21 protein-coding genes and 1 pseudogene are annotated in these 26082 nt (G+C 73.3%); 12 read left to right on the top strand and 10 right to left on the bottom strand.

Annotated features, from left to right (window positions below; genetic code table 11):
- Positions 1-34: 34 nt before the first annotated feature.
- Complete coding sequence (locus tag OG295_RS24280) at positions 35-3703, bottom strand: BTAD domain-containing putative transcriptional regulator (protein WP_371678782.1); 3669 nt, start codon at positions 3701-3703, stop codon at positions 35-37.
- A gap of 61 nt (positions 3704-3764) precedes the next feature.
- Here OG295_RS24280 and OG295_RS24275 point away from each other — a divergent pair, with 61 nt between their 5' ends.
- Positions 3765-4565, top strand: a complete 801-nt coding sequence (locus OG295_RS24275) for a site-2 protease family protein (protein ID WP_371678781.1) — start codon at positions 3765-3767, stop codon at positions 4563-4565.
- 78 nt (positions 4566-4643) lie between these two features.
- Here the strand turns inward: OG295_RS24275 and OG295_RS24270 are convergent.
- A pseudogene (locus OG295_RS24270) lies at positions 4644-4961 on the bottom strand (class I SAM-dependent methyltransferase); the annotation flags it as partial.
- Between the two features lie 155 nt (positions 4962-5116).
- On the bottom strand, positions 5117-5308 hold the full coding sequence (locus tag OG295_RS24265) for a hypothetical protein (RefSeq protein WP_371678780.1): 192 nt from the start codon (positions 5306-5308) through the stop codon (positions 5117-5119).
- A gap of 210 nt (positions 5309-5518) precedes the next feature.
- On the opposite strand from OG295_RS24265, the gene OG295_RS24260 reads away from it, so the two are divergent.
- Entirely contained in the window at positions 5519-7564 is a 2046-nt protein-coding gene (locus tag OG295_RS24260) for a TerD family protein (RefSeq protein WP_371678779.1), read from the top strand.
- Positions 7565-7620: 56 nt separating this feature from the next.
- Here the strand turns inward: OG295_RS24260 and npdG are convergent, their stop codons facing one another.
- A complete protein-coding gene (gene npdG / locus OG295_RS24255) occupies positions 7621-8325 on the bottom strand; it encodes an NADPH-dependent F420 reductase (protein ID WP_371678778.1) in 705 nt (234 codons plus the stop codon).
- Between the two features lie 93 nt (positions 8326-8418).
- On the opposite strand from npdG, the gene OG295_RS24250 reads away from it, so the two are divergent.
- The gene (locus OG295_RS24250; RefSeq protein ID WP_371678777.1) at positions 8419-9024 is read left to right on the top strand and encodes a hypothetical protein; all 606 of its coding nucleotides are present in this window, start codon (positions 8419-8421) and stop codon (positions 9022-9024) included.
- A 49-nt stretch (positions 9025-9073) separates the two neighbouring features.
- Here OG295_RS24250 and OG295_RS24245 read toward each other — a convergent pair whose 3' ends face one another.
- The gene (locus OG295_RS24245; RefSeq protein ID WP_371678776.1) at positions 9074-9310 is read right to left on the bottom strand and encodes a hypothetical protein; all 237 of its coding nucleotides are present in this window, start codon (positions 9308-9310) and stop codon (positions 9074-9076) included.
- Between the two features lie 59 nt (positions 9311-9369).
- Here OG295_RS24245 and map point away from each other — a divergent pair, with 59 nt between their 5' ends.
- Positions 9370-10227 carry a type I methionyl aminopeptidase gene (gene map / locus OG295_RS24240; RefSeq protein ID WP_371678775.1) on the top strand — a complete coding sequence of 286 codons (858 nt, stop codon included), beginning with the start codon at positions 9370-9372 and terminating at the stop codon, positions 10225-10227.
- A gap of 139 nt (positions 10228-10366) precedes the next feature.
- Entirely contained in the window at positions 10367-11014 is a 648-nt protein-coding gene (locus OG295_RS24235; protein WP_371678774.1) for a heme oxygenase (biliverdin-producing), read from the top strand.
- A gap of 170 nt (positions 11015-11184) precedes the next feature.
- On the opposite strand, the gene OG295_RS24230 is transcribed toward OG295_RS24235, so the two are convergent.
- The 3 genes from OG295_RS24230 to OG295_RS24220 all read right to left on the bottom strand — a co-directional run bounded on the left by OG295_RS24230 (position 11185) and on the right by OG295_RS24220 (position 14894).
- Entirely contained in the window at positions 11185-11847 is a 663-nt protein-coding gene (locus tag OG295_RS24230) for a PhzF family phenazine biosynthesis protein (protein ID WP_371678773.1), read from the bottom strand.
- Positions 11848-11866: 19 nt separating this feature from the next.
- Entirely contained in the window at positions 11867-13363 is a 1497-nt protein-coding gene (locus OG295_RS24225) for an HtaA domain-containing protein (protein WP_371678772.1), read from the bottom strand.
- Between the two features lie 103 nt (positions 13364-13466).
- On the bottom strand, positions 13467-14894 hold the full coding sequence (locus OG295_RS24220; protein ID WP_371678771.1) for an HtaA domain-containing protein: 1428 nt from the start codon (positions 14892-14894) through the stop codon (positions 13467-13469).
- A 132-nt stretch (positions 14895-15026) separates the two neighbouring features.
- Between OG295_RS24220 and OG295_RS24215 the strand changes: the two genes are divergently transcribed.
- The 6 genes from OG295_RS24215 to efeU all read left to right on the top strand — a co-directional run bounded on the left by OG295_RS24215 (position 15027) and on the right by efeU (position 21558).
- Positions 15027-16043, top strand: a complete 1017-nt coding sequence (locus OG295_RS24215) for a hemin ABC transporter substrate-binding protein (RefSeq protein ID WP_371678770.1) — start codon at positions 15027-15029, stop codon at positions 16041-16043.
- 1 nt (position 16044) lies between these two features.
- Positions 16045-17154, top strand: a complete 1110-nt coding sequence (locus tag OG295_RS24210; RefSeq protein ID WP_371678769.1) for a FecCD family ABC transporter permease — start codon at positions 16045-16047, stop codon at positions 17152-17154.
- On the top strand, positions 17151-18068 hold the full coding sequence (locus OG295_RS24205) for a heme ABC transporter ATP-binding protein (protein ID WP_371678768.1): 918 nt from the start codon (positions 17151-17153) through the stop codon (positions 18066-18068). The genes OG295_RS24210 and OG295_RS24205 overlap by 4 nt, the downstream gene beginning before the upstream one ends.
- 174 nt (positions 18069-18242) lie before the next feature.
- A complete protein-coding gene (efeO, locus tag OG295_RS24200) occupies positions 18243-19394 on the top strand; it encodes an iron uptake system protein EfeO (RefSeq protein WP_371678767.1) in 1152 nt (383 codons plus the stop codon).
- Positions 19395-19427: 33 nt separating this feature from the next.
- On the top strand, positions 19428-20690 hold the full coding sequence (gene efeB, locus OG295_RS24195) for an iron uptake transporter deferrochelatase/peroxidase subunit (protein WP_371678766.1): 1263 nt from the start codon (positions 19428-19430) through the stop codon (positions 20688-20690).
- Between the two features lie 22 nt (positions 20691-20712).
- Positions 20713-21558: an iron uptake transporter permease EfeU gene (gene efeU, locus OG295_RS24190; RefSeq protein ID WP_371678765.1), complete on the top strand. Its 846-nt coding sequence runs from the start codon at positions 20713-20715 to the stop codon at positions 21556-21558.
- Positions 21559-21616: 58 nt separating this feature from the next.
- On the opposite strand, the gene OG295_RS24185 is transcribed toward efeU, so the two are convergent.
- Positions 21617-22237: a GNAT family N-acetyltransferase gene (locus tag OG295_RS24185; protein ID WP_371678764.1), complete on the bottom strand. Its 621-nt coding sequence runs from the start codon at positions 22235-22237 to the stop codon at positions 21617-21619.
- A gap of 484 nt (positions 22238-22721) precedes the next feature.
- Here OG295_RS24185 and OG295_RS24180 point away from each other — a divergent pair, with 484 nt between their 5' ends.
- Positions 22722-25202, top strand: coding sequence for a dolichyl-phosphate beta-glucosyltransferase (locus OG295_RS24180; protein ID WP_371678763.1), 2481 nt, complete (start codon positions 22722-22724; stop codon positions 25200-25202).
- 106 nt (positions 25203-25308) lie between these two features.
- Here OG295_RS24180 and OG295_RS24175 read toward each other — a convergent pair whose 3' ends face one another.
- A complete protein-coding gene (locus tag OG295_RS24175) occupies positions 25309-26070 on the bottom strand; it encodes an SDR family oxidoreductase (RefSeq protein WP_371678762.1) in 762 nt (253 codons plus the stop codon).
- Between the last annotated feature and the right edge of the window lie 12 nt (positions 26071-26082).

Genomic DNA, 26082 nt, shown 5'->3' with positions numbered 1-26082 from the left:
GTCCCGGACGGACCCCACGGGGGACGGCGGGGGATCAGATGAGGGCGGTGGCCTCCTCCAGGGTGAGGCCGCCGCCTTCGGCGTACGCGGCCTCGTACCCGGCGTCCCCCAGCTCCGCCCGCGCCAGCTCCTCGGTGCGGGCGGCGTCCTCGCGTTCGGTGGCCACGGAGAAGTGCTCGGGCGGCAGCAGCGCCCGGTAGGCCCCCATCAGCCGCGCGCCGTCGTACGCGCCGCCGGAGCCGCCCAGCGAGACCAGGGAGCAGGCGGCGATCAGCAGGTACACCGCCGGCATGTGCGGGGCCATCAGCCGGGCCATCGGGTCCTGGACCATCCCCATGGCCGGGCGCAGCCGTTCGAGGGCCTCCGCGTACAGCCCCTCCTGGTTGTCGAGCCAGGCCATGGTGCCCAGCAGGAACCCGTCGAAGACGGCGAACGCCCCGAAGGCGAATTCCTCCCGCAGGCTCTGCAGCTGTGCGCGCGCCTCGGGGATCCGGCCCGTGCGGCCGAAGATGCCGGCGAGGAACATCCGGGCGGCGGGCACGGCCTCGTTGCCGTAGCTCTGCGCCGTGGCGGTGATCTCGTCGAGGAGCTCCTCGGCCTCCTCCGTCCGGCCGCCCTCGGCGAGCACTCCGGCCATCCTCACCCGAAGGACCGTCACCTGCGCCTTGGCGCCGAGGCGTTCGGCGTAGGCGACCGCCTCGGCGTAGCACTGCCCGGCCAGGGCGAACTCGCCGCGCTTCTCCAGGGCCTCGGCGCGCGCGGAGAGCGCCTCGGCGCAGCCCCAGGCGTCGCCGAGTTCACGGAAGAGGGCCAGGCTCTCCTCGGCGTCGCGGGTGGCGTCGCCCGCCCAGTCGGCGCGGTTGGCGAGGATGTTGGCGCGGAGCTGGAGGGCGGTGGCCAGTTCCCAGCGGTAGCCGAGCGCGCGGGCGGTGCTGACGGTCTCGTCGACGACGCGCTGGAGCAGCCCCGGATCGCCCGTGATCATGACGGCGTAGACCCACAGGGAGCCGGGGGTGCGGCAGGTCTGCGGGAGTCCGGGCCGGTAGGCGGCGAGGACGCCTTTGACCTGGGCGCGGACCTCCGGGGCGTCCCAGCCGGCGCTGCTCTGGTCCCGGGAGGCCAGCCGCACCAGGTGCAGGGCCCGCCAGGCCTCGGCGAGCGCCTCGTCGGAGTAGGGCGGGGGCGAGGCCACGAGCTGCTCGTACACGGGCTCGGCGGGGGTCACGGGCGCCGCGAAGGGGTCGGGGCCCAGGGCGGCGGCCGCTTCGGCCCAGTGGCGGGACTCGGTGCGCAGGTCGTGCATGTGCCAGTACCAGCTCAGGGCGTGGACGAGGCAGAGCACCTCGTCGGCTTCCCGGCCGGCGACGGCGCAGCGCAGGGCGGTACGGATGTTCTCGTACTCGGTGGTGATCCGCTCGGTGGCGGCGCGCTGGCCGTGGCCGCGGAGCAGGGGCTCGGCGGTGCGGGCGAGTTCGCGGTAGTGGACGAGGTGACGGCGCTCGGTTGCGGGGCGGTCGCCGGCGGACCCGTCGAGGCGCTCGGCCGCGTACTCGGCGACGGTCTCCAGGAGGCGGTAGCGCATCCCGCCGACGCGCTCGTCGGGTTCGGCGACGACGAGGGACTTGTCGACGAGGGAGCCGAGGACGTCGGCGACGTCGCCGTCGTCGCCCGGTTCGGCGCAGACGGCTTCGGCGGCGGCCAGGTCGCAGCCGCCCGCGAAGACCGACAGACGGGCGAGGACGGCCCGTTCGGAGGCGTCGAGGAGGTCCCAGGACCAGTCGACGACCGCACGCAGGGTCTGCTGGCGGGGCAGGACGGTGCGGGCGCCGCCGGTGAGGAGGCGGAAGCGGTCGTCGAGCCGGTCGGCGATCTGGCGCGGGGTGAGCAGCCGCAGCCGCGCGGCGGCCAGTTCGATGGCCAGCGGCAGTCCGTCGAGGCGGCGGCAGATCTCGGACGCGGCGTCCGGGTCGTCGGCGATGCTGAAGCCCGGCCGCACGGCGGATCCGCGGTCGTCGAGGAGCGACAGCGCGACGGGGTCGGGCAGCGGTTCGACCGGGCGCAGGAACTCGCCCGGCACGCCGAGGGGTTCGCGGCTGGTGGCGAGGATCTGTACGCCGGGGCAGTGGGTCAGCAGCCGTTCCGCGAGTTCGGCGGCGGCGCCGACGACGTGCTCGCAGTTGTCCAGGAGCAGCAGGAGCCGGCGGCGGGAGCAGTGTTCGGCGAGCCGGTCGAGCGGGGCGTCCCCGGCGCGCTCGGTGAGCGCGCGCAGTTCCTCGGCGGCGGCGCCGCGCAGCTTCGTCTCACGGGCGCCGAGCGCGGCGAGGGCGGCCTCGGCGACGTCCTCGGGGTCGTCCACGGGTGCGAGCTCGACGAGCCACACCCCGTCGGGCCAGGCCCCGGAGCGGGGGGCGTGCCACTCGGCGGCCTCCTGGGACAGCCGCGTCTTGCCGGCCCCGCCGGGCCCGAGGAGCGTGACGAGCCGGGCCCGCCCGAGGTCCTCCCCGAGCACGCGGATGTCCCCCTCCCGCCCGACGAAGGAGGTGAGCCGCGCCCGCAGGTTCCCGGCGGGGGCCTGCGGTGCGGGTGCGGCGGGGGCCGGGGGCTGGGGCTGGGGCTGGTCCCGGTGCGCGCGGCCGGTGCCCGTCGCCGGGGCGGCCGGCGGGGTGGCTCCGCCCGGGGGCCGGGCCGCCGCGGGGTCGGCAGCGACCTCGGCCGGCGGGGCCGGGACGGACTCCCCGGTCCCGTGGACAGGGCCCCGGGACGGCTTGCCCCAGGCCGCGAAGGCCGTCGCCGGGGCGGCCGGGTGCGGGGTGACCGGGTGCGGGGCGGCCGTCGCCTGGGCTACCGGGTGCGGGGCGGCCGGGTGCGGGGGCTGGGGCTGGGGTGCCCGGTCGGGGGCCGGGGCCGGGGTGGCCCCGGTCGGGGCGGACGCCTCGGCCCCCCGGACGGGTCCCGGGGCGGGATCGTGACGGGCCGGGGTGCCCGGCGCCGCGGCCGGGTCCAGGAGTTCGGCGTGGAGGGCGCGGAGCTGGGGGCCCGGGTCCGTGCCGAGGCGGGCCGACAGGTCACGGCGGACGGCCTCGTAGGCGGCCAGTGCCTGCGCCGGCCGGCCCGCCGCCCGCAGGGCCCTGATCCGCAGCACCTGCAGGGACTCGTCCAGGGGCTGCCGGGCGCACAGCTCGGCCAGTTCCGGCAGGGCCGCCTCCGCCTCGCCCAGCGCCAGGGCCACACCGAGCCGGCCCCGCCGCGCGTCCATCCGTACGGCTTCCCAGCGCGCGGCCTCCGCCGTCGCCTCGGGCAGCGAGGCCAGCGCCGGGCCCCGCCACAGCGCGAGGGCCTCGTCGTACAGGGCCGCCGCCCCGGCCGGGTCCGGCACGTCGGCGGCGGCCCGTACGAGCCGTTCGAAGCGGAAGGCGTCGACGTCCTCGCGCTCCGCGTCCAGCAGGTAGCCGCCCGGGCCCGAGCGCACGGCGGCGTGCCCCAGCGCCCGTCGCAGCCGCCCCACCAGCGCCTGGAGCGCGGGCACGGCCTCGGCCGGCGGGTCGGCGTCCCAGACCTCGCCGACGAGCAGCGCGGCCGGTACCGCCCGCCCCGGACGCAGGGCGAGCGCGGTCAGGAGCGCCCGCAGGCGCGCGCCGCCCACGGCGACGGTGGTCCCGTCGTCGTGGGTGGCCTGGGTGGTACCGAGGATCGCGTAGCGCACCGGCCCATTGTCCCCGGACCCGGAGCCGGGCCCGCCCGGTCACCGGGATAGGTTTCGCCGCATGGGTCACCAGGGCAGCCGCGGCGAGCGGCAGATCAGTTCCGTATTCCTCGGCATCGTCGCCGTCATGGCGGTCACCGGCTGGGCGGTGTGGACCGGGTACGCCGCCAGCCCGGGGCTGGCGGTGTTCCTGTTCGTGACGTCCGCGTGGGTCGTCTCGCTGTGCCTGCACGAGTACGCGCACGCCCGCACCGCCCTGCACGGCGGTGACATAACGGTCGGCGCGAAGGGCTACCTGACGCTGAACCCGCTGAAGTACACGCACGCGCTGCTCAGCATCGTGCTGCCGGTCGTGTTCGTGATCCTGGGCGGGCTGGGCCTGCCCGGCGGAGCGGTGTACATCGAGCGGGACCGGATCCGGGGCCGCTGGAAGCACAGCCTGGTCTCCGCCGCGGGCCCGCTGACGAACGTGCTGTTCGCGGCCGTCTGCACCGCGCCGTTCTGGCTGGACGCCCTGGACGGCGTCCCGTTCACGTTCCGCTTCGCGCTGGCGTTCCTGGCGCTGCTCCAGGTCTCGGCGGCGATCCTGAACTTCCTTCCGGTCCCGGGGCTGGACGGCTACGGCGTGATCGAGCCCTGGCTCTCGCACCGGGCCCGCCGCGAACTGGCGCCGCTGGCGCCCTTCGCGCTGATCGGGGTCTTCGCGCTGCTGTGGATCCCGGAGGTGAACGCGTTCTTCTTCGGCGCGGTGGACGGCATCCTGCGCGGTCTGGGCGTCTCGGAGCTGGAGACCTACTGCGGCCACAACCTGTACCGCTTCTGGCAGGACCCGGACGGCCTCTGCACGGTCTCCGGCGGCTGAGGTCCTTTCGGCAAAGCGGCGGGACCGGGCGCCACTCTGCCGACGGGCCCCAGATGGCCCCCGCCCCGCCGGCCGGGGTCAGGCCACGAGCAGGCGCAGGCCCAGCTCCGCCGCGTCGAGGGCGACGAGGTCGCGGTTGCGGTCGGCCCAGCGGCCCGAGGCGAGGTCGTCGCGGAGTGCGAACACCACCACGCGGCGGGCCACCCGCTTCATCTCGCGCAGCCCGGCGATCGGGTCCGGCCAGTGGTGGACGGTGCTGACCGCCATCGCGGCGTCGAAGGACCCGTCCTCGAACGGGAGGTTCTCCGCACCGGCGGCCACGCACGGCGCCGCGCCCGGGGGCCGCTGCGCCCGCATGACGGCCGACGGTTCCACCGCGGTGACGTCGCGGTCCGCGCGGACGACGGCACGAGGCCGATCTCGTCGTACTGATGAAGCGTGCGGACGCTCACGCCGGCCAGCTCGGCGACGCGTCCCACGGTCAGGTGCTCTTCCACGCCCCCGACGATGCGGCATCACGCCACGTGAGGGTCAAGCCCGGCGGGCGGGTCCTAGGCGGTCTGCTGCGCCCGGCGCTGCTCGTCGGCCTTGGCCTTGCGCACGTAGAACCAGGCCATGTTGGACGTCAGCCCGGCCAGCAGCACCCAGACGATTCCGAGGAAGCTGCCCTCCACGAAGGCGACCACGGCGGCGGCCACGGCCAGGAGGCAGACGACAACGGCGAACACGGCAAGGCGGGGCATCCGGAACAGCTCCTCGGCGACACTGGAAGGGGGTCGAACCCTTCCAGTGTCCCCCATCGTCGAGGGGCTGATTTCCCGCTTTGCCTGATCTTCCGCACTGCTCCCGGTTACGGTTCGCCCGGCGCGCCGAACAGATCGTGCGAGCGAAGAGCAAGCGCCCGCGTCCCGGTTCGCACGGACCGGCGGATCCGGGCGGGTGGGGGGAACACCATGCAGGAGATCCAGAAGGGTGCGAACGTTGGTCTGAACGCCCTCAGCGAGGACGTCGGCTCGGTCGTCGTGAGTCTGAGCTGGACCAGCGCGTCGGGTGCCGGGGACGCGGATGTCTCCGTGCTGCTCGTGGACGAGAGCGGCAAGATCCGCAGCGAGAACGACTTCTACTTCTACAACAATCCCGCCGCCCCGGACGGGAGCGTGCAGCTCCTGGGGAAGACCCCCACCGACAGCGGCGACGAGGACCGCATCGGTGTCGATCTGACGGCGGTACCCAAGGATGTGGCCCGGATCGTGGTGGCGGCCAGCCAGTACGGCGGCGCCCGCTTCGGCGACCTCGACGATCTGCGGATGACGGTCACCGACCGGTCCGGTGAGCCGTTGGTGGGATTCTCCATCAACGACGCGAGCGTGGAGACGGCCTTCATCTTCGGGGAGCTGTACCGGCGCGGCGAGGAGTGGAAGTTCCGCGCCGTGGGACAGGGATACGAGACTGGGCTGGCCGGACTCGCCACGGACTTCGGCGTCGTGGTCGAGGAGGCCGACGGCGCCGCGGACTCCTCGACGGGTGCCCCGGACGCCATGGAGAAGGCCCCCGGGGCAACTGACGAGGACCTCGTCAGGGAAACCGTCGAGAACGCCGCGGACCCCGTGGCCGACCCGGTAGGCACCCTCGACGTGCCCGGGGAACCCGCGGTGCCCGTCCTTCCGGCGCAGACCCGCGGCAGGAGCGCCCGTACGACCAGGAAGAAGGTCACGCTCCCCAAGGCGGCCGGAAAGACCCTCGCCGAGAACGACTCCTGGCGGCCCGCGCGGCTCTTCCCCGTCCCGGCCCTCAAGAGCGACCGGGAACGCGAGGTGCGTGCGACCTCGGTGCTGCTGGCCGTCATGGCGCAGGTGCCGGAGCTGGGCCGTCGGCTGACCGCTGGGTTCGGTGCGCCCGCCGGGCGGATGCAGACCTTCACCGAGGTGTCCCTGCCGCACGGCGAGACGCCCCGGCGCCCGGACGGCGTGATCCGGGTCGAGCGCGCGGGCAAGCTGTGGACGGCGCTCGTCGAGACCAAGACCAACGGGAATCCGCTCAAGGCCGAGCAGGTGCAGGAGTACGTGGACATCGCCGCGCGCCGCGGCTACGAGGCCGTGATCACGCTCTCCAACGACGTGGCGCTCGACGGGGCCCCCGTGGTGGACGTCAAGATCGACCGCCGGCGCAAGCACAAGGTGAGCCTGTGGCACCTGTCGTGGGCGGAGGTGACCCACCAGACGCAGATGCTGATCCGGCACGAGGGGGTGGCCAACGCCGCCCACGCCTGGCTGCTGCAGGAACTTCTGGAGTACCTCCAGCACGAGAACTCCGGCTGCCACGGCTTCCAGAACATGGGGCCCTCGTGGGTTCCCGTGCGCAGGGGGATCGACGACGAGACCCTCACCATCGGCGATCCGCGTGCGGTGGAGGTCGTCGAGAGCTGGGAGCGGCTGATCCGCCAGGTCTGTCTGCGCCTCGGCGGAGAGCTGGGGCAGAAGGCGCTGCCGGTTCAGCGGGCACGGCGCGGCAGCGATCCGCTGGCCAGGCGGGTGGCGGCGGCGGAGAGGCTCTGCTCCGAGGGCCGGCTGACGGCTGAACTTCGGATCGAGGGGACGGAACGGGTCATCGCGGTGACGGCGGACCTGCGGACGGCGAAGGTCCGTACCTCCGTGGACGTTCCGGCACCGGCCGGCTCCTATCCGCTGTCCACGACGAAGCGCCTGCTGCGGCTGCTGGCCGATGCCCCGGCCGATCTGCACGTGGAGAGCCTCGTGGAGGGGACGAACGGGCCGCGCGGCACCCTGGAAAGGCTGCGGCCCGAGCCGGCGGACCTGCTGCCCAAGGACGGCGCGCAGCTCACCGGATTCCGGCTGACCCTCGTCAAGGGAACGGGCACCACCAGGGGCAACGCGGAGTCCGGGTTCATCCGCAGCGTCGACGACGCCGTGGAGCGGTTCCACCACGGTGTGCTGGCCCATCTGGGGACCCTGGAGGCGCGTCCCGGGCGCAGGGGCTGAACCTGAACCGCCGCCCGGGGCCCCGCTGCGGACGCGCGGCCCCGGGAGGGGGGGGGTCAGACGTCGGTGAGGCGGAGGCCGGCGTGGGCCTTGTAGCGGCGGTTGGTGGAGATCAGGTTGGCGACCATGGCCTCGACCTGGTGGGCGTTGCGCAGTCGGCCCGCGAAGACGCCGCGCATGCCCGGGATGCGGGCCGCGAGGGCCTGGACGAGGTCGGTGTCGGCGCGGGACTCGCCGAGGACCATGACGTCGGTGTCGATCTCCTCCACCGAGGCGTCCTGGAGGAGGACGGCGGAGAGGTGGTGGAAGGCGGCGGTGACGCGGGAGTCCGGCAGCAGGGCGGCGGCCTGCTGGGCGGCGCTGCCCTCCTCGACGCGGAGGGCGTAGGCGCCCTGCTTGTCGAAGCCGAGCGGGTTGACGCAGTCGACGACGAGCTTGCCCGCGAGGTCCTCGCGGAGGGCTTCGAGGGTCTTGGCGTGGCCCTCCCACGGCACCGCGATGATCACGATGTCGCTGCGGCGGGCGCACTCGGCGTTGTCGGCGCCCTCCACGCCGAGGCCGAGTTCGTCGGCGGCGGCGCGTGCGCGGTCGGCGGCGCGGGAGCCGATGATCACCTTCTGGCCGGCCCGCGCCAGGCGGTAGGCGAGGCCGCGGCCCTGGTCGCCGGTGCCGCCGAGGACGCCGACGGTCAGGCCCGAGACGTCCGGCAGGTCCCAGGGGTCCTTGGCCGGCGGCTTCTGCGTGCTGTCTGAGGAAGTCATGGGGGCGAGGGTACTGCCGAGTACGCCAGGTCCGAAGGGGTGGGAAGTGCCGGTACGCCCCCCGTGTCCGCCCGTGTGGTGCAGGATGCCGCCATGGATGCCGTGAGGGTCGCGCTGCTGCGCGAAGTGCTCGCCGGGACGCACTGGCCCGGCGAGGCGCGGCGGTTCGCCGGTTCGCTGCGGCGGTCCGTGGTGCCGTCGGGGGGGCCGTTGCTCCTGGTGGGCACCGAGCAGTACGAGCCCTGGCACCTGGCGGCCCACCTGGTGGACGAGGCCGCCTGGTCGGGGCTGCCGGAGCTGGCGCCGACGCTGGTGCGCCACCACGTGCGGCCGGACGCGCCGCCGCACCTCTCGGCGGGGCTGGGCCGGCTGGAGGGGGCCCGGCGCGGGCACACGCTGCTGGTGGTGGCGCCGGAGCGGCCCGGCGCCGGGCTGCTGGAGCGGGTCCACGACGCCCGCCGGGCGGGGGCGACCGTACTGTCCCTGGACGGCGGGGACCCGGATCTGGGCACGCTGGCGCACGACGCGCTGTCGGTGCCCGCCGCCACCGCGGAACTGGACCTGGACACGGTGCAGCACCTGGTCAGCGCCGCGGCCGGGGAGAACGGCCTGCCGGTGCGGCGCGGACCGCGGCGGCTGCGGGAGCGGCTGGCGCGGCTGGCCGACCAGCTGACCGCGCCGCCCCCCAGCCGCTGGTGAGGGGCAGGGGGGCGGGGGGCCGCAGGGGGTCAGGGGATCAGGGAGCCGGTCAGGGAGTCGTGCCCTCTTCGTCTTCGCGGGTCTTGTCGTTCCACTTGGGATCGTTCTGCCATTCGAGGTTGCGCTCCTGCGCCGTCTCCATGGCGTGCCTCGCCTCCTCGGGCGTGGCGTACGGGCCGAAGCGGTCCTTGGCCGGACATTCCGGGCCCTCTTCGACCTTCTTGTGCACCAGGCAGTAGAACCACTCGCCGGGCTTTCCCACCTGGCGCTTCTTGAACAGGGCCATCGTCGGCTCCTTCCTCTGTCCGCCATGCTGCCCCATACCCGCTGGATACACTCGCTTGCATGTCTGGCCAGTCGCTGCTCGTACCAGGCGAGCTCTCTCCCGTCCGTTCCGTTCCCGGTAACATCCGCCGGCCCGAGTACGTGGGCAAGCCGATGCCCACCCCGTACACCGGACCGGAGGTGCAGTCGGCCGAGACCATCGAGGCGATGCGCATCGCCGGCCGGATCGCCGCCAGGGCGATGGAGGAGGCCGCCAAGCACATCGCCCCGGGGGTGACCACCGATGAGCTGGACCGGGTCGCGCACGAGTTCATGTGCGACCACGGCGCCTACCCGTCGACGCTGGGGTACCGGGGCTTCCCGAAGTCCCTGTGTTCCTCGCTCAACGAGGTCATCTGCCACGGGATCCCCGACTCGACCGTCCTGAAGGACGGCGACATCGTGAACCTCGACGTGACCGCGTACATCGGCGGGGTGCACGGCGACAACAACGCCACCTACCTGTGCGGCGAGGTGGACGAGGAGTCCCGGCTGCTGGTGGAGCGCACCCGCGAGGCCCTGAACCGGGCGATCAAGGCGGTCAAGCCGGGCCGCCAGATCAACGTCATCGGCCGGGTCATCGAGTCGTACGCGAAGCGCTTCGGGTACGGCGTGGTCCGCGACTTCACCGGGCACGGGATCAACTCCTCGTTCCACTCCGGCCTGATCGTCCCGCACTACGACAGCCCGCACGCGACCACCGTCATCGAGCCCGGCATGACCTTCACGATCGAGCCGATGCTGACGCTGGGGACCCACGAGTACGACATGTGGGAGGACGGCTGGACGGTCGTCACGAAGGACCGCAAGCGCACCGCGCAGTTCGAGCACACGCTCGTGGTGACCGACTCGGGGACCGAGATCCTGACCCTTCCCTAGCGCGGGAGACGGTCCGCGGCCGGGCCGTTTTTTACCGACAGGACGTCGGGAACACATTGACTTAGGCAAGCCTAAGCAGGAAGATCGGGCGTGGCGGCACCGTGCCGCCGCGCCCGATTCCTCTTTCCGGAGGTCCGCCTTGGACGCCTTCTCCACGGTCATCCGTGTCGCCTCGCACGAGCAGCACACCGAAGCCGAGACCTCGACGTTCATGAGCGACCTGCTCGGCGGCCGCCTCGGCGTGGACGCGTACGCCCGCTACACCGAGCAGCTCTGGTTCGTGTACCGGGCGCTGGAGGACGCGGCCGGAGCGCTCCGGGAGGACCCGGTGGCCGGGCCCTTCATCCGTCCCGAGCTGATGCGCGTCGCCGAGATCGAGCGCGACCTGGCCCACCTGCTGGGCCCCGGCTGGCGCGAGTCGGTCGTGGCGCTGCCCGCGACCGCGGCCTACGCGGCACGCGTGGCCGAGTGCGCGGCCTCCTGGCCGGGCGGGTACGTCGCCCACCACTACACCCGCTACCTGGGCGACCTCTCGGGCGGCCAGATCATCCGGGACAAGGCGGAGCGCACCTGGGGCTTCGAGCGCAAGGGCGACGGCGTGCGGTTCTACGTCTTCGCGGACATCGCGAACCCGGCCGCCTTCAAGCGGACCTACCGCGAGCTGCTGGACGCGATCGCCGCGGACGACCTGGAGAAGCAGCGGATCATCGACGAGTGCAAGCGCGCCTTCGACTTCAACGGCGCGGTCTTCCGGGAGCTGGGCGAGCAGTTCCGGCTGAGCGCCTGATCCGCGCCCCCCGGGGAATCAGCCCTCCGGCCCGGCCGGAGGGCTGACGCCTCACCCCTCGAAGTGACACCAGCGGAACCCGTGTTCGAGCAGTGGCGTCAGGGTCCCGCGGTGGAGGGCGGCGAAGACGGCGAAGCCCACGATGGGGTGATCGGGACTCGACGGAGGCCCTAGGGCCGGCGGGGCTCCGCGAAGCGGACGCGGCCGCCGATCTCGACGGTGCCGTCGGGGCCCGGGGCGGTGAGGATCTGGGAGCCGGCCCCCTGGGTGATGTTCAGGGCGCGGTTCAGCTGGGCCGTCAGCAGGATCGCCGCCGAGCCGGTGGCCTCGTCCTCGGTGATGGCCCCGTCGGGGCGGCGCGGGAAGCCGCGGGCGCGGATCCGCCCGGCGGTCTCGTCCTCCCAGGCCCATGCGTACAGCCAGCCCTCGCCGGGCGGCGGTGCGGGCAGCGCGTCGACCTCGGCGGGGTTCGCGTACTGCTCGGTGCGCTTGCCCGTGACCCACTCGGGGCGGGCCGTGATCCAGGTGAACTCCCCGTCGTCACGGGCCCATACGGACCCGGCGGGCGGCTGGAGTTCCTCGATGTCCAGCAGCCACGCGACGCCGACCAGCGGGTGGCCCGCGAAGGACATGCGGGTGCCGGGCGTACGGATGTCGACGACCCCGCGCTCGGGGTCGTCGACGAACACCGTCTCGCTGTAGCCCAGTTCGGCCGCGAGGGCCTGCCGGTCCGCGTCCTCGGGGCAGGTCCGGCCGTCGCGGACGACTCCGAGCAGGTTGCCGAACCGGCCGTCACCCGCGCAGAAGACCTTGATCACATCCAGATCGTTCACGCGGGCATTCAAGCACGGGTCAGTTCCCGGCCGTACGTCGGCGGCGCGCGAGGTACACGGCGCCGGCGCCTGCGGCGATGACCGCGGCGGAGGTGCCGAGGAGGGCGCCGGCCGGGATCTCGGCGCCGGTGGAGGCGAGGTTCCCGCCCACGGAGCCGCCGGAGGAGCCGGAGGAGCCGCCGACCGTCCCTCCGGTGGTGGTGCCGCCGGTGGTGCCCGTGGTGCCCGAGCCCCCGGTGTTGCCGGTGCCTCCGGTGCCGCCCCCGGTCGACGGGAGGACGACGTCCTTGTCCACCGCCACCGAGAGGGTGAGGGAGTCCATCGGCTTGCCCGGCTTGTACTTCTCGTCGACGGCGCCGTTGTACGCGAAGACGGCGGAGCCCTTCTCGGTGAAGACCGCGGGGACCCCTTCCAGCGTCAGCAGGCCGCCCTTGGTCTTGTAGTCGCCCTTCGACAGGTCGAGGGTGGCGAACGGGATGTCCTTGTCGGTGCCCTGCGCCGTCTTCGCGTCGAGGAGCAGGGTGCCCGTCTTGCCCGTGGTGGCGATCCGGACGTTGCCGAAGGCGAGGTCGAGGTGGTGGGCGGGGAGCTCGAAGCGCACGGCCCCCTCGAAGGAGGCGTTCAGCTTCTGGTTCTTGACGTCGAGCTCGCCCTTGCCGAAGGAGAAGTCGAAGGTCTTGCCGTTCTTGGTGGCGCCACCGGACGCCGTGACGCCCTGGTCGCCGACGTAGTCGTGGAGGGACTGCTTCAGCCCCCAGGTCAGCTTGCCGCGCAGGATCTTCTGCGGACCGTCGGCCGGAGCCGTCGTCGGGGCCTTCGTCGGGGCCTTCGTGGAAGGCTTGACGGTGGTGCTCGGCGTCGTCGGCGCGGTGCTGCCGGCCGACGGTGACGGCGAGGTGCCCGGGGGGTCACTCGGGGCTGGGGGCTTCGGGAACTCCAGTGCCACCGACAGTTTGTCGGCCTCCTGTCCCGCGTAGGCCGGGCGGTCGAACTGCGCGGCGAACTCGCGGGTGAGGGTGGTGGTGAGCCCGGTCATGTTCATTCCGGTGAAGGCCACGTCCGCCAGCGGAACGTCGCGGGTCAGGACGTTGTTCCTGGTGACGTCCGCCGTCAGCTTCTTCGTACCGGTGTCGATGCGGAAGTTCTCCATCGCGACGACGAAGCCGTGGGCGGTTCCGTCGAAGACGACCCGTCCCTTGAAGGCCGCGGTCACGACGCGGCCTCCGGTCTCGTCGTACTGCCCGGTCGCCTGGCCGAAGCGGAAGCCGCCCGGCACCTCGGAGGCCCCGTCGTGCGTGGTGATCGAGCCGATGCCCTTGACGTAGGCGCGCAGGCTGCCCAGCACGCCCCAGTCGAGGGTGCCGCCCGTCACCGGGACCGGCGCGGCGGCGGCCGGCGCCCCGGCGGCCGGCGCGCCGTCCGCCGCCGTGGCGGGTATGACGAAGGCGGCGGTGCCGAGGGTCGCGGCGGTGAGGACGGCGGCCGCGAGGACGGCCGGGCGGCGGTGGGACGACATGGGCGGGAACTCCCTGGGTGCACGGGGCGGATGGAGGGGCGGGCGGAGCGGGATGGAGGATCGGGCGGGGTCGGGCCGGGTGGCGCGAAGCGGGACGGGGGCGTTACGGAGCATCGGCGGGCGCCGGGTCGGCCGCCGCCGCCCGGCGCTTGCGCAGCACCAGGAACCCGCCGGCGCCGGCCAGGACCAGGACCGCGGCGGCGAGGCCGAGGTACGGCCCGGCCGGGGAGGACCGGTCGCGCGCGGCGCCCGGGGCCGGGGAGGCGGGGGCGGGGGCCGAGGCGGTCTGCGGCGCGGGCGACGGGGCGGCCGTGGAGCCCAGGTCGGGCAGGGCGGGCAGGGTGGCGCCGCCGTCGAGGGCGACGGCCAGCGAGACGGGGTCCATCTCGGTGCCGGGCCGGTACATGGAGTTGAAGGCCTGGGCGCCGCCCTCGGTGAGGGTGGCCGGGGCTTCGGTCAAGGTGGCGAGCTTCCCCTCGGTCTTCAGGCCCTTGGCGTCGAACTCGACGAGCGCCACGGCACTCTTCGTTTCGCCGCCGGTGGTCACGTCGGCGGTCAGGACCCCCTTGCCGTTCTCGACCTTGACGTTCACCTTGCCGAGCATGAGGTCGAGATGGGCCCCCGTGAAGTGGACCGTACCGGCGAACGCCGCGTCGAGCGCTCCCTTTTGGCCGTCGTACGTCCCCGTGCCCTGCGGGAAGCGGAACAGCGCGCCGCCGTCCTGGGCACCCTCGGCGAGCGTCCACCCGCCCTGGCCCGTCGAACCGGTGACGTACTCGCGGAAGGTGCGGCGCACTCCCCAGTCCACGGCGGCGTCGGCGAACGCGCCCTGCCCCCGCGGGGATCCGGACGGAGCGCCGGGGGTCTGCGCGGGCGCCTGGGGCGGGCCGGACGGGGCGCCCTGCGCGGCGGTGACGACGTCGGCGGAGAGCGAGACGGGGTCGAGCGGAGCGCCGGCCGGGTAGTAGCCGGCGAAGGCCTTGGCGCCCTGGGCCGTGAGGGTCGTGGGCACGTTGGTCAGGGCGATCGGGGTGCCGCCCCCCAACATGTCGATGCCGCCGAGGGAAAGCGTGGCGAAGGGCACCTGGGACTCCTCGGTGACCGCGCCGGTGTCCTTGGCCTTGCCGGCCACGTCGAGGTAGAGGGTGCCGGTGCCGCCGGATATCCGTACGGACGGACGGCTGACGGTCATGTCGAGCTCGTACGCGCCGTCGGGCTTCCGGTGGCCCTGGAAGCTCACGCCGCCGGAGAAGGCGGCGTTGAACTCGCCGGAGTCGGGGTCGTAGGAGCCGGCCGCCGAATGGAAGCGGAACAGGCTGCCGCCCACGGTGGCGGCTCCGCTCTTCAGCTGGAAACCGCCTTTCGCCACCGGCCCCGTGACGTAACTCTGGAACGAGGATTTGATGCCCCAGTCGAGCCGGCCCCCCTGCACCGTACGGCTCGCCGCGTGGGCGGCGGAGGCCGGGAGCAGCGCCCCGAGCAGGGCCGCCAGCAGGGCCACGGTGAACGCGCGGGTGGGTCGTGCGGACATGGACGTCCCCTTCCAGGGCCCGGAAAGTAAGGTTAGGCTAACCTAAGCTATCTCGGTCGAGCGGGGAACCCCGTCGTCGACGCGACCTCACTTCCCTCCCCGCCCCAGCCGGACGATCAGGACGGTGCCTCCGTGCCCACGCCCGCCACGCCACTCCGCTTCCCCCGCCTCGCCGGCGCCGTGGCCGCCCTGGCACTGGCCGTGACCGGCTGCGCGGGGACGGCCGCCCCCGCGGACTCCCCGGCCCGTCCCGCCGCCGCCCTCCCGGACCGGGTGGAACCGCTGGCCGGCACTCCGCGGCCCGCGCTGCCGGTGACGGTCCCCTCCGCCGACGGGACGCAGGTCACCGTCACCTCCGCGGACCGGATCATCCCGCTGACCGGCGGCCTCAACGAGATCGTCCAGACCCTCGGCCTCGGCGGGCAGGTCGTCGCCCGGGACATCACCGCCACCTTCGAACAGGCCGCAGCCCTGCCCGTGGTGACGCGTGGCCACGACGTCTCCGCCGAGAGCGTCCTGTCGCTGCGTCCCACACTGGTGCTCGCCGAGACCACCACCGGCCCCGCGGAAGCCGTCCGGCAGATCCGTGACGCCGGCGTCCCCGTCCTGGTGCTCGCTCCCGCCACATCGCTGGAGGACGTACCGAAGCGGATCGACGCGGTGGCCGCCGCGCTCGGCGTGGGCGACGCGGGCACGCGGCTGAACGGACGCACCGCCGACCGGATCGCCGCCGCCCGCAAGGGCGTTCCCGCCGGATCGGCGAAGAAGCCCCGGGTCGCCTTCCTCTACCTGCGCGGCACCGCGTCCGTCTACCTCCTCGGCGGCTCCGACTCCGGCGCGGCCCCGCTGCTGGAGGCGGCGGGCGCGGTGGACACCGGCAAGGAGTCCGGACTCGGCAAGGACTTCACCCCGATCACCAGCGAGGCGCTGGCCGCCGCCGCACCCGACGCGATCCTCGTCATGACCAAGGGCCTCGAATCCGTAGGCGGCGTCGACGGCCTGGTCAGGATCCCGGGCGTGGCCCAGACCCCGGCCGGGACGGACCGCCGCGTGGTCACCGTCGACGACGGCGTCCTCCTCAACTACGGCCCCCGCACCGACCAGGTGCTCTCCTCCCTGGTCGCCCAGCTCTACGGCAAGGGCGCCTGAGGTGGCCCTCTCCTGCGATCCCCCGCGCACCGCCGGGGCCGGCCCGGCCCCCGGCTCCGCCCCCGGGGAGCCGGACCGGCCGCGTTCGCGCAGGACGCCGGTGCTGACCGGCGCGCTGGCGCTCGTCCTGCTGCTCCTCGCCCTCGTCTCCGCCGGCGTGGGCGCGTACCGCATCCCCACCACCGACGTACTCGCCTCCGTCCAGCACCACCTGGGCCTCGGCGGCGCGCCCCTCGACCGTGTCGGGGAGAGCGTGCTGTGGAACGTACGCCTCCCCCGCGTCGCGCTCGCGGTGCTCGTGGGCGCCGCCCTCGGCTGCGCGGGCGCCCTGATGCAGGGGGTGTTCGGCAACCCGCTCGCCGAACCCGGCGTGATCGGCATCTCGGCGGGCTCCGCCGTGGGCGCGGTCGCCGCGATCGGACTGGGCCTCGGCTTCCTCGGGAACTGGACCGTCACCGCATGCGCCTTCGTCGCGGGGCTGGTCACGGTCGGCGCCGTCTACCTGCTGTCCCGCAACGGCGGCCGCACCGAGGTCGTCACCCTGATCCTGACCGGCATCGCCGTCAACGCCTTCGCGGGCGCCCTGATCGGCCTGTTCGTCTTCTTCGCCGACAGCGGCCAGGTCAACCAGATCACCTTCTGGCAACTCGGCTCCCTCGCCCAGGCCACCTGGCCCAAGGTGCTCGCCGTCCTGCCCTGCGCGCTCGCCGGACTGCTCGCCGCGCCCTTGTACGCGCGCCGCCTCGACCTCCTCGCCCTCGGCGAACGCCCGGCCCGGCACCTCGGGATCGACGTCGAACGGCTGCGCCTGGCCCTGATCCTGGTCGTCGCCCTGCTGACGGCGGCCGCCGTGGCCGTGGCCGGGGTCATCACCTTCGTGGGCCTGCTCGTCCCGCACCTGCTGCGGATGGCGAACGGCCCCGGACACCGCTTCCTGGTACCCGGCAGCGCGCTCGCCGGTGCCGTGGTCCTGACCGGCGGCGACCTGGCCGCCCGTACGGTCGCCGCGCCCGCCGAGCTGCCGCTGGGCGTGCTCACCGCCCTGATCGGCAGTCCGTTCTTCTTCTGGCTGCTGCGCCGCACCCGGCGCGGGCAGGGAGGCTGGGCATGAGCGCCCTCCGCCGCGGCCGGGCCGCCCTCTTCGGCCGCCGCCCGCGCACCGTGCCCGCCCGGCCCGCCGCCGGCGAGGTCCTGGCCCGGGCCGAGGACCTGCACGTGCGGCTCGGGGAGCGCGAGGTGCTCGCCGGGATCGGGCTGAGCGCGTACGCGGGCGAGGTGCTGGCCCTGGTCGGCCCCAACGGCGCGGGGAAGTCCACCCTGCTGGGGGCGCTGGCCGCCGATCTGCCCGCGCACTCGGGGACCGTACGCGTCGACGGGCGCCCGGTGTCCGAGTGGACGGCCCCCGAACTGGCCCTGCGCCGCTCGGTGCTGCCCCAGTCGGCCGCGCTGTCCTTCCCGTTCCCGGTCGCGGAGGTGGTCCGAATGGGCCGCGCCCCCTGGGCGGGCACCGACCTGGCCGGCGCCGACGAGGAGGCGGTGGCCGACGCCATGGCCGCCGCCGAGGTGACCGGTTTCGCCGCACGCCCCTTCTCCGCGCTCTCCGGCGGCGAACGGGCCCGGGTCGCGCTGGCCCGCGTACTGGCCCAACGGGCTCCGCTGATGCTGCTCGACGAACCCACGGCCGCCCTGGACCTGCGCCACCAGGAGCTGGTGCTGCGGGTCTGCCGGGAGCGGGCCGCGGCCGGGGACGCGGTGGTCGTCGTCCTGCACGACCTCGGGCTGGCGGCGGCGTACGCGGACCGGGCCGCCGTGCTGCACGACGGCCGGATCGCGGCGGCCGGGCCCCCCTCGGAGGTCTTCGGGGACGGACTGCTGAGCCGGGTCTACCGGCAGCCGGTGGAGGTCTTCCCGCACCCCCGCACCGGGACCCCGCTGGTGGTCCCCGTACGGGAGGAGGCCAAGGGAGAACCGGCCGGTAACCTTTCCGGCCCGCTGAACGCCGACGGCGACTTGACCCGCGCTTGACCTTCGCTTGAGACGGTCATGGAGGGGCCGTGACGGGCTCGTGTCCGGGACCGGAAGGTGAGAGCTGAATCACTGGACGAGCGGGTATCGGTCAGGTAAGCCTCGGTTAAGTTAGGTCCGCCTCACCGAGCCTCGCCGAGGCTCAACCAGCCTCCACCCCCGCCAGGAGCCCCCATGCGCCCCGCCCGTCTCACCGTCCTCTCCGCGGCCGCCGTCGTCGTCGCACTCACCGCCGTCACCGGCTGCGCGGACAAGAGCGACGACAGCGGCTCCGGCGCCATCAAGGTCAACGCGACGGACAGCGCCTGCGAGGTCTCCAAGACCGAGTTCCCGGCCGGCAAGGTCTCCATCGAGGTCGAGAACAAGGGCTCCAAGGTCACCGAGCTCTACGTCCTCTTCCCGGACGACCGCATCGTCGCCGAGCGCGAGAACATCGGCCCCGGCACCAAGGCCACCATCACCGCCGAGATCAAGGCGGGCGACTACGAGTTCGCCTGCAAGCCCGGCATGAAGGGCGACGGCATCCGCACCAAGGTCAAGGCCACCGGCCAGGGCGGCGGCGACAAGCGCAGCCCCGAGCTGGACGCCGCGGTCGCCTCGTACCGCAAGTACGTGCAGGAGCAGGCCGACGAGACGCTGCCGAAGGCCAAGGTCTTCGCCGACGCCGTCAAGGCCGGCGACCTGGACGCCGCGAAGAAGGCCTACGCCCTCTCCCGTCTGGGCTGGGAGCGCACCGAGCCGGTCGCCGAGTCCTTCGGTGACATCGACCCGAAGGTCGACGTCCGCGAGGACGGCCTGGAGGCGGGCCAGGACCCGGCCAAGGACTGGACGGGCTGGCACCGTCTGGAGAAGTCCCTCTTCCAGGACGGCAAGATCGGCGACGAGGACAAGAAGCTCGCCGACACCCTGATCACCGACCTCACCGAGTGGCAGAAGAAGGTCGGCCAGGCCGAGATCACCCCGACCTCGATGGCCAACGGCGCCAAGGAGCTGCTCGACGAGGTCGCCACCGGCAAGGTGACGGGTGAGGAGGAGCGCTACTCCCACACCGACCTGGTCGACTTCAAGGCCAACCTCGAAGGCGCCCAGAAGGCATACGAGCTCCTCAAGCCGACCGCCCAGAAGAACGACGCCGAGCTCGTCAAGCAGCTCGACACCCAGTTCGCGTCGCTGAGCACCCTGCTGGACAAGTACCGCGCCGACAAGAACGGCTACGAGTTCACCTCCTACGACAAGGTCGGTGACGCGGAGCGCAAGGAGCTCTCGGACGGGGTCAACTCCCTCGCCGAGCCGCTCTCCAAGCTCGCCGCAGCGGTCGCCAAGTAGTACCGGGATCCAGGCAGAGGCGGGAGAAACAGCATGACCGACCAGGTGTCGCAAGAGTCCTCCACCGGCGCGGGTACCCCCTCGCGGCGCTCCGTGCTGGGCTGGGGCGGAGCCGGTCTCGCGATCGGCGCCGCCGCGGCCGGCGGCACGGTCGCCGCGCTGGGCGGCGGCTCGGACATGGCCCCGGCGGCCTCCGCGGGGGCGGCGGTGCCGTTCCACGGCGAGCACCAGTCCGGCATCGCCAGCGCCGTCCAGGACCGGCTGCACTTCGCGGCCTTCGACGTGAAGACCAAGAGCCGCGACGAGCTGGTCCAGCTCCTCAAGGAGTGGACCGCCGCGGCCCGTCTGATGACGGCCGGCCTGCCGGTCGGCGACGCCTACGAGGGCCTGCCCGAGGCCCCGCCGACCGACACCGGCGAGGCCCTGGGCCTCAAGCCCTCCCGCCTCACCCTGACCATCGGCTTCGGGCCGGGCCTGTTCGCCAAGGACCGCTTCGGCCTGGAGGGCAAGCGCCCCGAGGCCCTGGTGGACCTGGAGGCCTTCCCCGGCGACAACCTGGACCAGGCCCGCTCCGGCGGCGACCTGTGCGTCCAGGCCTGCGCCGACGACCCGCAGGTCGCGGTGCACGCCATCCGCCAGCTCGCCCGCATCGGCTTCGGCAAGGTCGCCGTACGCTGGTCGCAGCTCGGCTTCGGCAAGACCTCCTCGACCACCCCGGACGCGCAGACCCCGCGCAACATGATGGGCTTCAAGGACGGCACCCGTAACGTCTCGGGCACCGACACCGCCGCCCTCGACAAGCACGTGTGGGTCGGCGCGAACGACGGCAGCGCCTGGCTGACCGGCGGTTCGTACCTGGTCGCCCGCCGCATCCGGATGCACATCGAGACCTGGGACCGGACCTCCCTTCAGGAGCAGGAGGACGTCTTCGGCCGCGACAAGGGCGAGGGCGCGCCGGTCGGCAAGTCCAAGGAGCGCGACGAGCCGTTCCTGAAGGCGATGAAGCCGGAGGCCCACGTGCGCCTGGCGCACCCGGACTCCAACGACGGGGCGACGATCCTGCGCCGCGGCTACTCCTTCACCGACGGCACGGACGGACTGGGCCGCCTCGACGCGGGCCTGTTCTTCCTCGCCTACCAGCGCGACGTCCGCAAGGGCTTCATCCCGATCCAGCGGCAGCTGGCGAAGAACGACGCGCTCAACGAATACATCCAGCACGTGGGTTCGGCCGTCTTCGCCGTCCCGCCGGGCGTCCGCGACAAGGACGACTGGTGGGGCCGGACGCTGTTCGCGTAGTCCCCGCCGGAGAGGAAACGCCGTGTTCGGCAACTATCTGATCGGCCTGCGCGAAGGCCTTGAGGCCAGCCTGGTCGTCTGCATCCTCGTCGCCTACCTGGTGAAGACGGAGAACCGGGCCGCGCTGCGTCCGGTGTGGCTCGGCATCGGCATCGCCTGCACGATCTCGCTGGCGTTCGGCGCACTGCTGACCTTCGGCACCCAGGAACTCACCTTCGAGGCCCAGGAGCTCCTGGGCGGCAGCCTCTCGATCATCTCGGTGGGCCTGGTGACGTGGATGGTCTTCTGGATGAAGAAGACCGCACGGCACCTGAAGGGCGAGCTGGAGGGCAAGCTGGACGCCGCCCTCGCGATGGGCACCGGCGCGCTGGTGGCCACCGCCTTCCTGGCGGTGGGCCGCGAGGGCCTGGAGACGGCGCTGTTCGTGTGGGCCTCGGTCCGCGCCAGCGGCGAGGGCTCCTCGGCCCCGCTGATCGGGGTGCTGCTGGGCATCGCGACGGCGATCCTCCTGGGCTGGCTGTTCTACCGGGGCGCGCTGAAGATCAACCTGGCGAAGTTCTTCAAGTGGACCGGCGGCATGCTGGTGATCGTGGCCGCGGGCGTGCTCGCGTACGGCGTCCACGACCTCCAGGAGGCCGGCTTCCTGAACGGCCTGCACGACAAGGCCTTCGACATCAGCTCGGCGATCCCGCCGGACAGCTGGTACGGGGTCCTGCTCAAGGGCGTCTTCAACTTCCAGCCGGACCCGACGGTCCACCAGCTGGTGGTGTGGTCCCTGTACCTGGTCGTCGTCCTGGGCCTGTTCCTCCTGCCGGCCCGCGCCAAGGCGGCCCCGGCTCCGAAGGAACCGACCCCGGCCCGCGGCTGACGCCCGTCCGCCGTCCCGCCCGACGCCCGGCCACCGGCCGGGCGTCTCGCGTTCTCCGCTACCAGAGCCGGTCGACGGTGCCCGGATGGAGCGGGATCCTGGTCCCGGTCCAGGCGGCCCGGTCCGCTTCCCCCTCCGCCCCCGGGGCGAAGAAGGCGGCCAGCACCTCCTTGTCGAAGCCCGGCCCGTCGGTGGGCAGCGGTTCGGCCGGGGTGCCGCCGACGAGCACGCTGCCGGGCAGCCGCTCGAAGCCGGCCCGCTCGTAGAACGGCACCAGCGGCCGGTCGCAGCTGAACAGGGCCACGTCCACCGCCGGATCGGCGGCCAGCTCCGCCCGCGCCCCGGCCACCAGCCGGCTCCCGAGCCCCCGCCCGCACCACTCGGGCCGGGTCACCACACCGCTCAGCCCGGCGGCCCGGCGGACCCGCCCGCCGCACGGGACCTCCTTGTACAGCAACGTCAGGCAGGCCCCGACCGTGCCGTCCCCGTCCACGAGCAGCAGCGTCCTCGGCCGCAGCGCGGGATCGTGCCCGAACCGGCTCCCGGGCCACACCCGCCCCTCGATCCCCGCCACCTGACGGGCCAGCCCCCCGGGCAGCTCCGCCTCCGGGTACGCGAGCAGCCGCAGTGCGGAAGGCGGCGGCCCGGCGCGATGTGCGCCCGTGTCTCCAGTCGTCATGACGGGTCCAACCGGAATGCGGCCCTACACATTTCACGCACCGCCATCCGCCCCCCGCTTTGCCCGGCCTTTATTCACGGACACCGTTACCGAAAACCGGCGCCGGACCACCGGGAAGCCTGCGGCGGCCCGTCGTTCCGGGCCGATCGACGGACCGTCCGTTCAAGGTTGATCTATATTGGTCCGGGCCGTCTGTCCTTTCGACCACAAAAAAGGGCAGTTGGAACCGCGCGCCGAGGGGGGTAACGATGCGTGGTCGCACGGGGTAGAACCGATATCCCCGCGATGAACATGGCCGAATTCGATGGGCCTGTCCGTGACTGCCGTCGTACGACGTGTTCCCGGACCGGGTCTCGCGAGTCATTCCCCGCCGCCTCCACCCCTCCACCGCCGACGTGTCCGCGCTGGTGACGGGGCCCGGCCGGCTGTTTCCTCGCGGTGCGTCTCCAGGCCCGGACCGGACAACTCGACGAATGGCTTGTACGTGCAGAACGGCATACTCAGGGCCCACGGTGCCACCGCCACGGGCGAACCCGCCGACCAGGGACCGGGGTCCGTCGGCCTGTCCGTGGTCATCCCCGCCTACCGGGAGGAAGACCGTCTGGGGCCCACCCTGGACGTCGTCCGGGCCTACCTGGACTCCCACGTCGGCACCGGTACGGAGGACTGGGAGGTCATCGTCGTCGACGACGGCTCCCCCGACCGGACCGCCACCGTCGCCCTGAAGGCCGGTGTGGACGAACACCGCATCCGGCTCGTGCAGTCGGAGCAGAACCGGGGCAAGGGCAGCGCGCTGCGGCTCGGCGTCGCGGCCTCGCTGGGGCGGCGCGTGCTGATCATGGACGCGGACCTGGCGACTCCCATGGAGGAGCTCGCCCGGCTGGAGAAGGCCCTGGCCGACGACCCGAAGCTCGACGCCGCCATCGGCTCGCGCGCCCACCGCGACTCGGCCGTGGAACGCCAGCAGAGCGCGCTGCGCGAAGTGCTCGGCTGGGTCGGCAACCGGGTCATCCGGCTGGTCGCCGTCCGCGGGATCCGCGACACCCAGTGCGGTTTCAAGCTGTTCGACGGGGACCAGGCCCGCGCGGCCTTCGGGGCCGCCAAGCTCGACGGCTGGGCCATCGACGTGGAGATCCTCCAGTACTTCCGCCGCAAGGGGTGGCCGGTCGCCGAGGTCCCGGTCCGCTGGGCGCACCAGGACGGTTCCAAGGTCCAGCTCCTGGACTACCTGCGCACGCTCGGCGAACTGATGCGCCTGAATGCCGGCGGCATCGTCGTGGCCGCGCTGTACCTGCTGGCCTCCCTCTACCTCTACAAGGGGTGGTGGGGGGATCTGGACGGGTCGATCCTCGCCCATTCCCTCCAGGACCAGAATCAGTGGGAATGGTTCTTCGGGGTCACCGCCGACAATGTCGCGCACCTGCGGAACCCCCTGTTCACCGACTTCCAGAACATGCCGGACGGCGTGAATCTGATGGGGAACACGGTGATGCTCGGACTTTCGGTCCCGTTCACCCCGGTCACGCTGCTCTTCGGCCCGACCGTCACGCTGGCCCTGGTGTTCACCCTCGGCATCGCCGTGACCGCCTGGTCCTGGTACTGGCTGATCCACCGCCGCCTCACGGAGAGCCGCTGGGCGGCCGCCATCGGCGGGGCCCTGGCCGCCTTCGCGCCGCCGATGGTCTCGCACGCCAACGCCCACCCGAACTTCGTCGTGCTCTTCATGATCCCGGTCATCATCGACCGGGCGCTGCGGCTGTGCGAGGGCAAGAACGTCGTCCGCGACGGCGTGCTGCTCGGGCTGTTCTCCGCCTACCAGATCTTCCTCGGCGAGGAGCCGTTCCTGCTGGCCGCGATGGGCATGCTGATCTTCGCCCTCGTCCACGCGTACTTCGACCGCGCGACCGCCCGCGCGGCGCTGCGGCCGCTGGCCAAGGGGCTGGCGATCACGGCGGCCGTCTCCGTACCGCTCGTCGCCTTCCCCCTGTACTGGCAGTTCTTCGGCCCGCAGAGCTACCACTCGGTGCTGCACGGCGAGGGCGGGGCCGGCAACCCGCTGCGCGCCCTGACCGAGTACTCGGCCCGCTCGCTGTTCGGCAACGCCGAGACCGCGGGCAGGCTCTCGCTGAACACCACCGAGCAGAACGCCTTCTACGGCTGGCCCCTGCTCGCCCTGGCCACCGGGATCACCCTCTGGCTGTGGCGGCTGCCCGTGGTGCGCGCCCTCGGCATCACCGCCCTGGCCACCGCCGTGCTCTCCCTGGGTCCCCGGGTGGAGATCGACAAGTTCGGCCTCACCGTTCCCGCGCCCTGGCGGGTCCTGCGGCACCTGCCGCTGCTCGAATCGGTCATCGAGAGCCGGGTCGCCATGGTGTGCGCGCCCGTCTTCGGCATCCTGCTGGCCCTCGCCCTCGACCGGATCGTGGGCTTCCGCGCCCGCGAGCACCGCGTGGTCGGGTACCTGGCCGTGGCCGCCGCGCTGGTGCCGGTCCTGCCGCTGCCGCTGGTCACCGAGGAGCGCGACCCCGTACCGGCCTTCATCGCCCGGGGCCTGTACGAGGACTACCTCAAGGACGGCCGGTCCCTGGTCCCGGTGCCGCTGCCCGACCCCCGCTACGCGGCCTCCCTGCGCTGGCAGAGCGGCACCGGCTTCGGGTTCAAGCTGGCCGGCGGCTACTTCAACGGGCCCGACGGGCCCGACCGCGTCGGGATCTACGGTGCCAGGCCCCGGATGCTGTCCACCCTGCTGCGCGACATGCGCTGGGGCGCCGTCCCGCCGCCGGAGGTCACCCCGCAGATGCGCGACGAGGCCCGCGGGGACCTCGCCCACTGGAAGGCCGGTCTGATCGTCCTCCCCGTCGAGCAGGAGCGCACCCCCGAACTGCGCGGCACCCTCACCTCGTTGCTCGGCAAGGAGCCGCAGAGGGTGGCCGACTGCTTCATCTGGCAGGTCGACCCCGTCTGACCCCGGGAGCGGTGCCGCGGGGCCGCAGCCCCTGCCGGCTGCGGCCCCGCCGCCGTTCCCGTACAGCCGTACGGCCGTGCAGCCGGGCCGTCAGGCCGTCAGGCCGTCAGCCGCGGCCGATGTACGGCATCGCCGTCGCCATCACCGTCGCGAACTGGACGTTGGCCTCCAGCGGCAGCTCCGCCATGTGCAGGACCGTACGGGCCACGTCGGCGGCGTCCATCACCGGTTCCACGGCCAGTCGGCCGTCCGCCTGGAGGATGCCGGTCTGCATGCGCTCGGTCATCTCGGTGGCCGCGTTGCCGATGTCGATCTGACCGCAGGCGATCCGGTACGGGCGCCCGTCCAGGGACAGGGACTTGGTCAGGCCCGTCATGGCGTGCTTGGTCGCGGTGTAGGCGACGGAGTTCGGGCGGGGCACGTGGGCGGAGATGGATCCGTTGTTGATGATCCGGCCGCCCTGCGGGTCCTGCTCCTTCATCGCCCGGAAGGCGGCCTGGGCGCAGAGGAAGGAGCCGGTGAGGTTGACGTCGACGACCTGGCGCCAGGCCTCGTAGGAGATGTCCTCCAGCGCGACCCCGGACGGGCCGAAGGTGCCCGCGTTGTTGAAGAGCAGGTCGAGGCGCCCGTAGTGGTCGCGGACCGCGGCGAAGAGCGCGGCCACGTCGGCCGGGTCGCTCACGTCCGCCCGTACGGGCAGGACGTCCGCGCCCGGCCCGGCGGCGGCGGCCGTGTCCTCCAGGGGCCCGGTCCGGCGCCCGGCCGCGGCCACCGACCAGCCCGCCCCGGCCAGGGCGAGGGCGACGGAGCGGCCGATCCCGGAGCCGGCACCCGTCACGACGGCGGTCTTCTTCAGCGGTGCGTTCATGGGGCCGCAGGG

This window comes from Streptomyces sp. NBC_01276, assembly GCF_041435355.1.
In the GTDB taxonomy this organism is placed as follows: Bacteria; Actinomycetota; Actinomycetes; order Streptomycetales; family Streptomycetaceae; genus Streptomyces.
The sequence above is the reverse complement of the archived record's forward strand: the minus strand, read 5'-3'. Positions and strand labels throughout refer to the sequence as shown.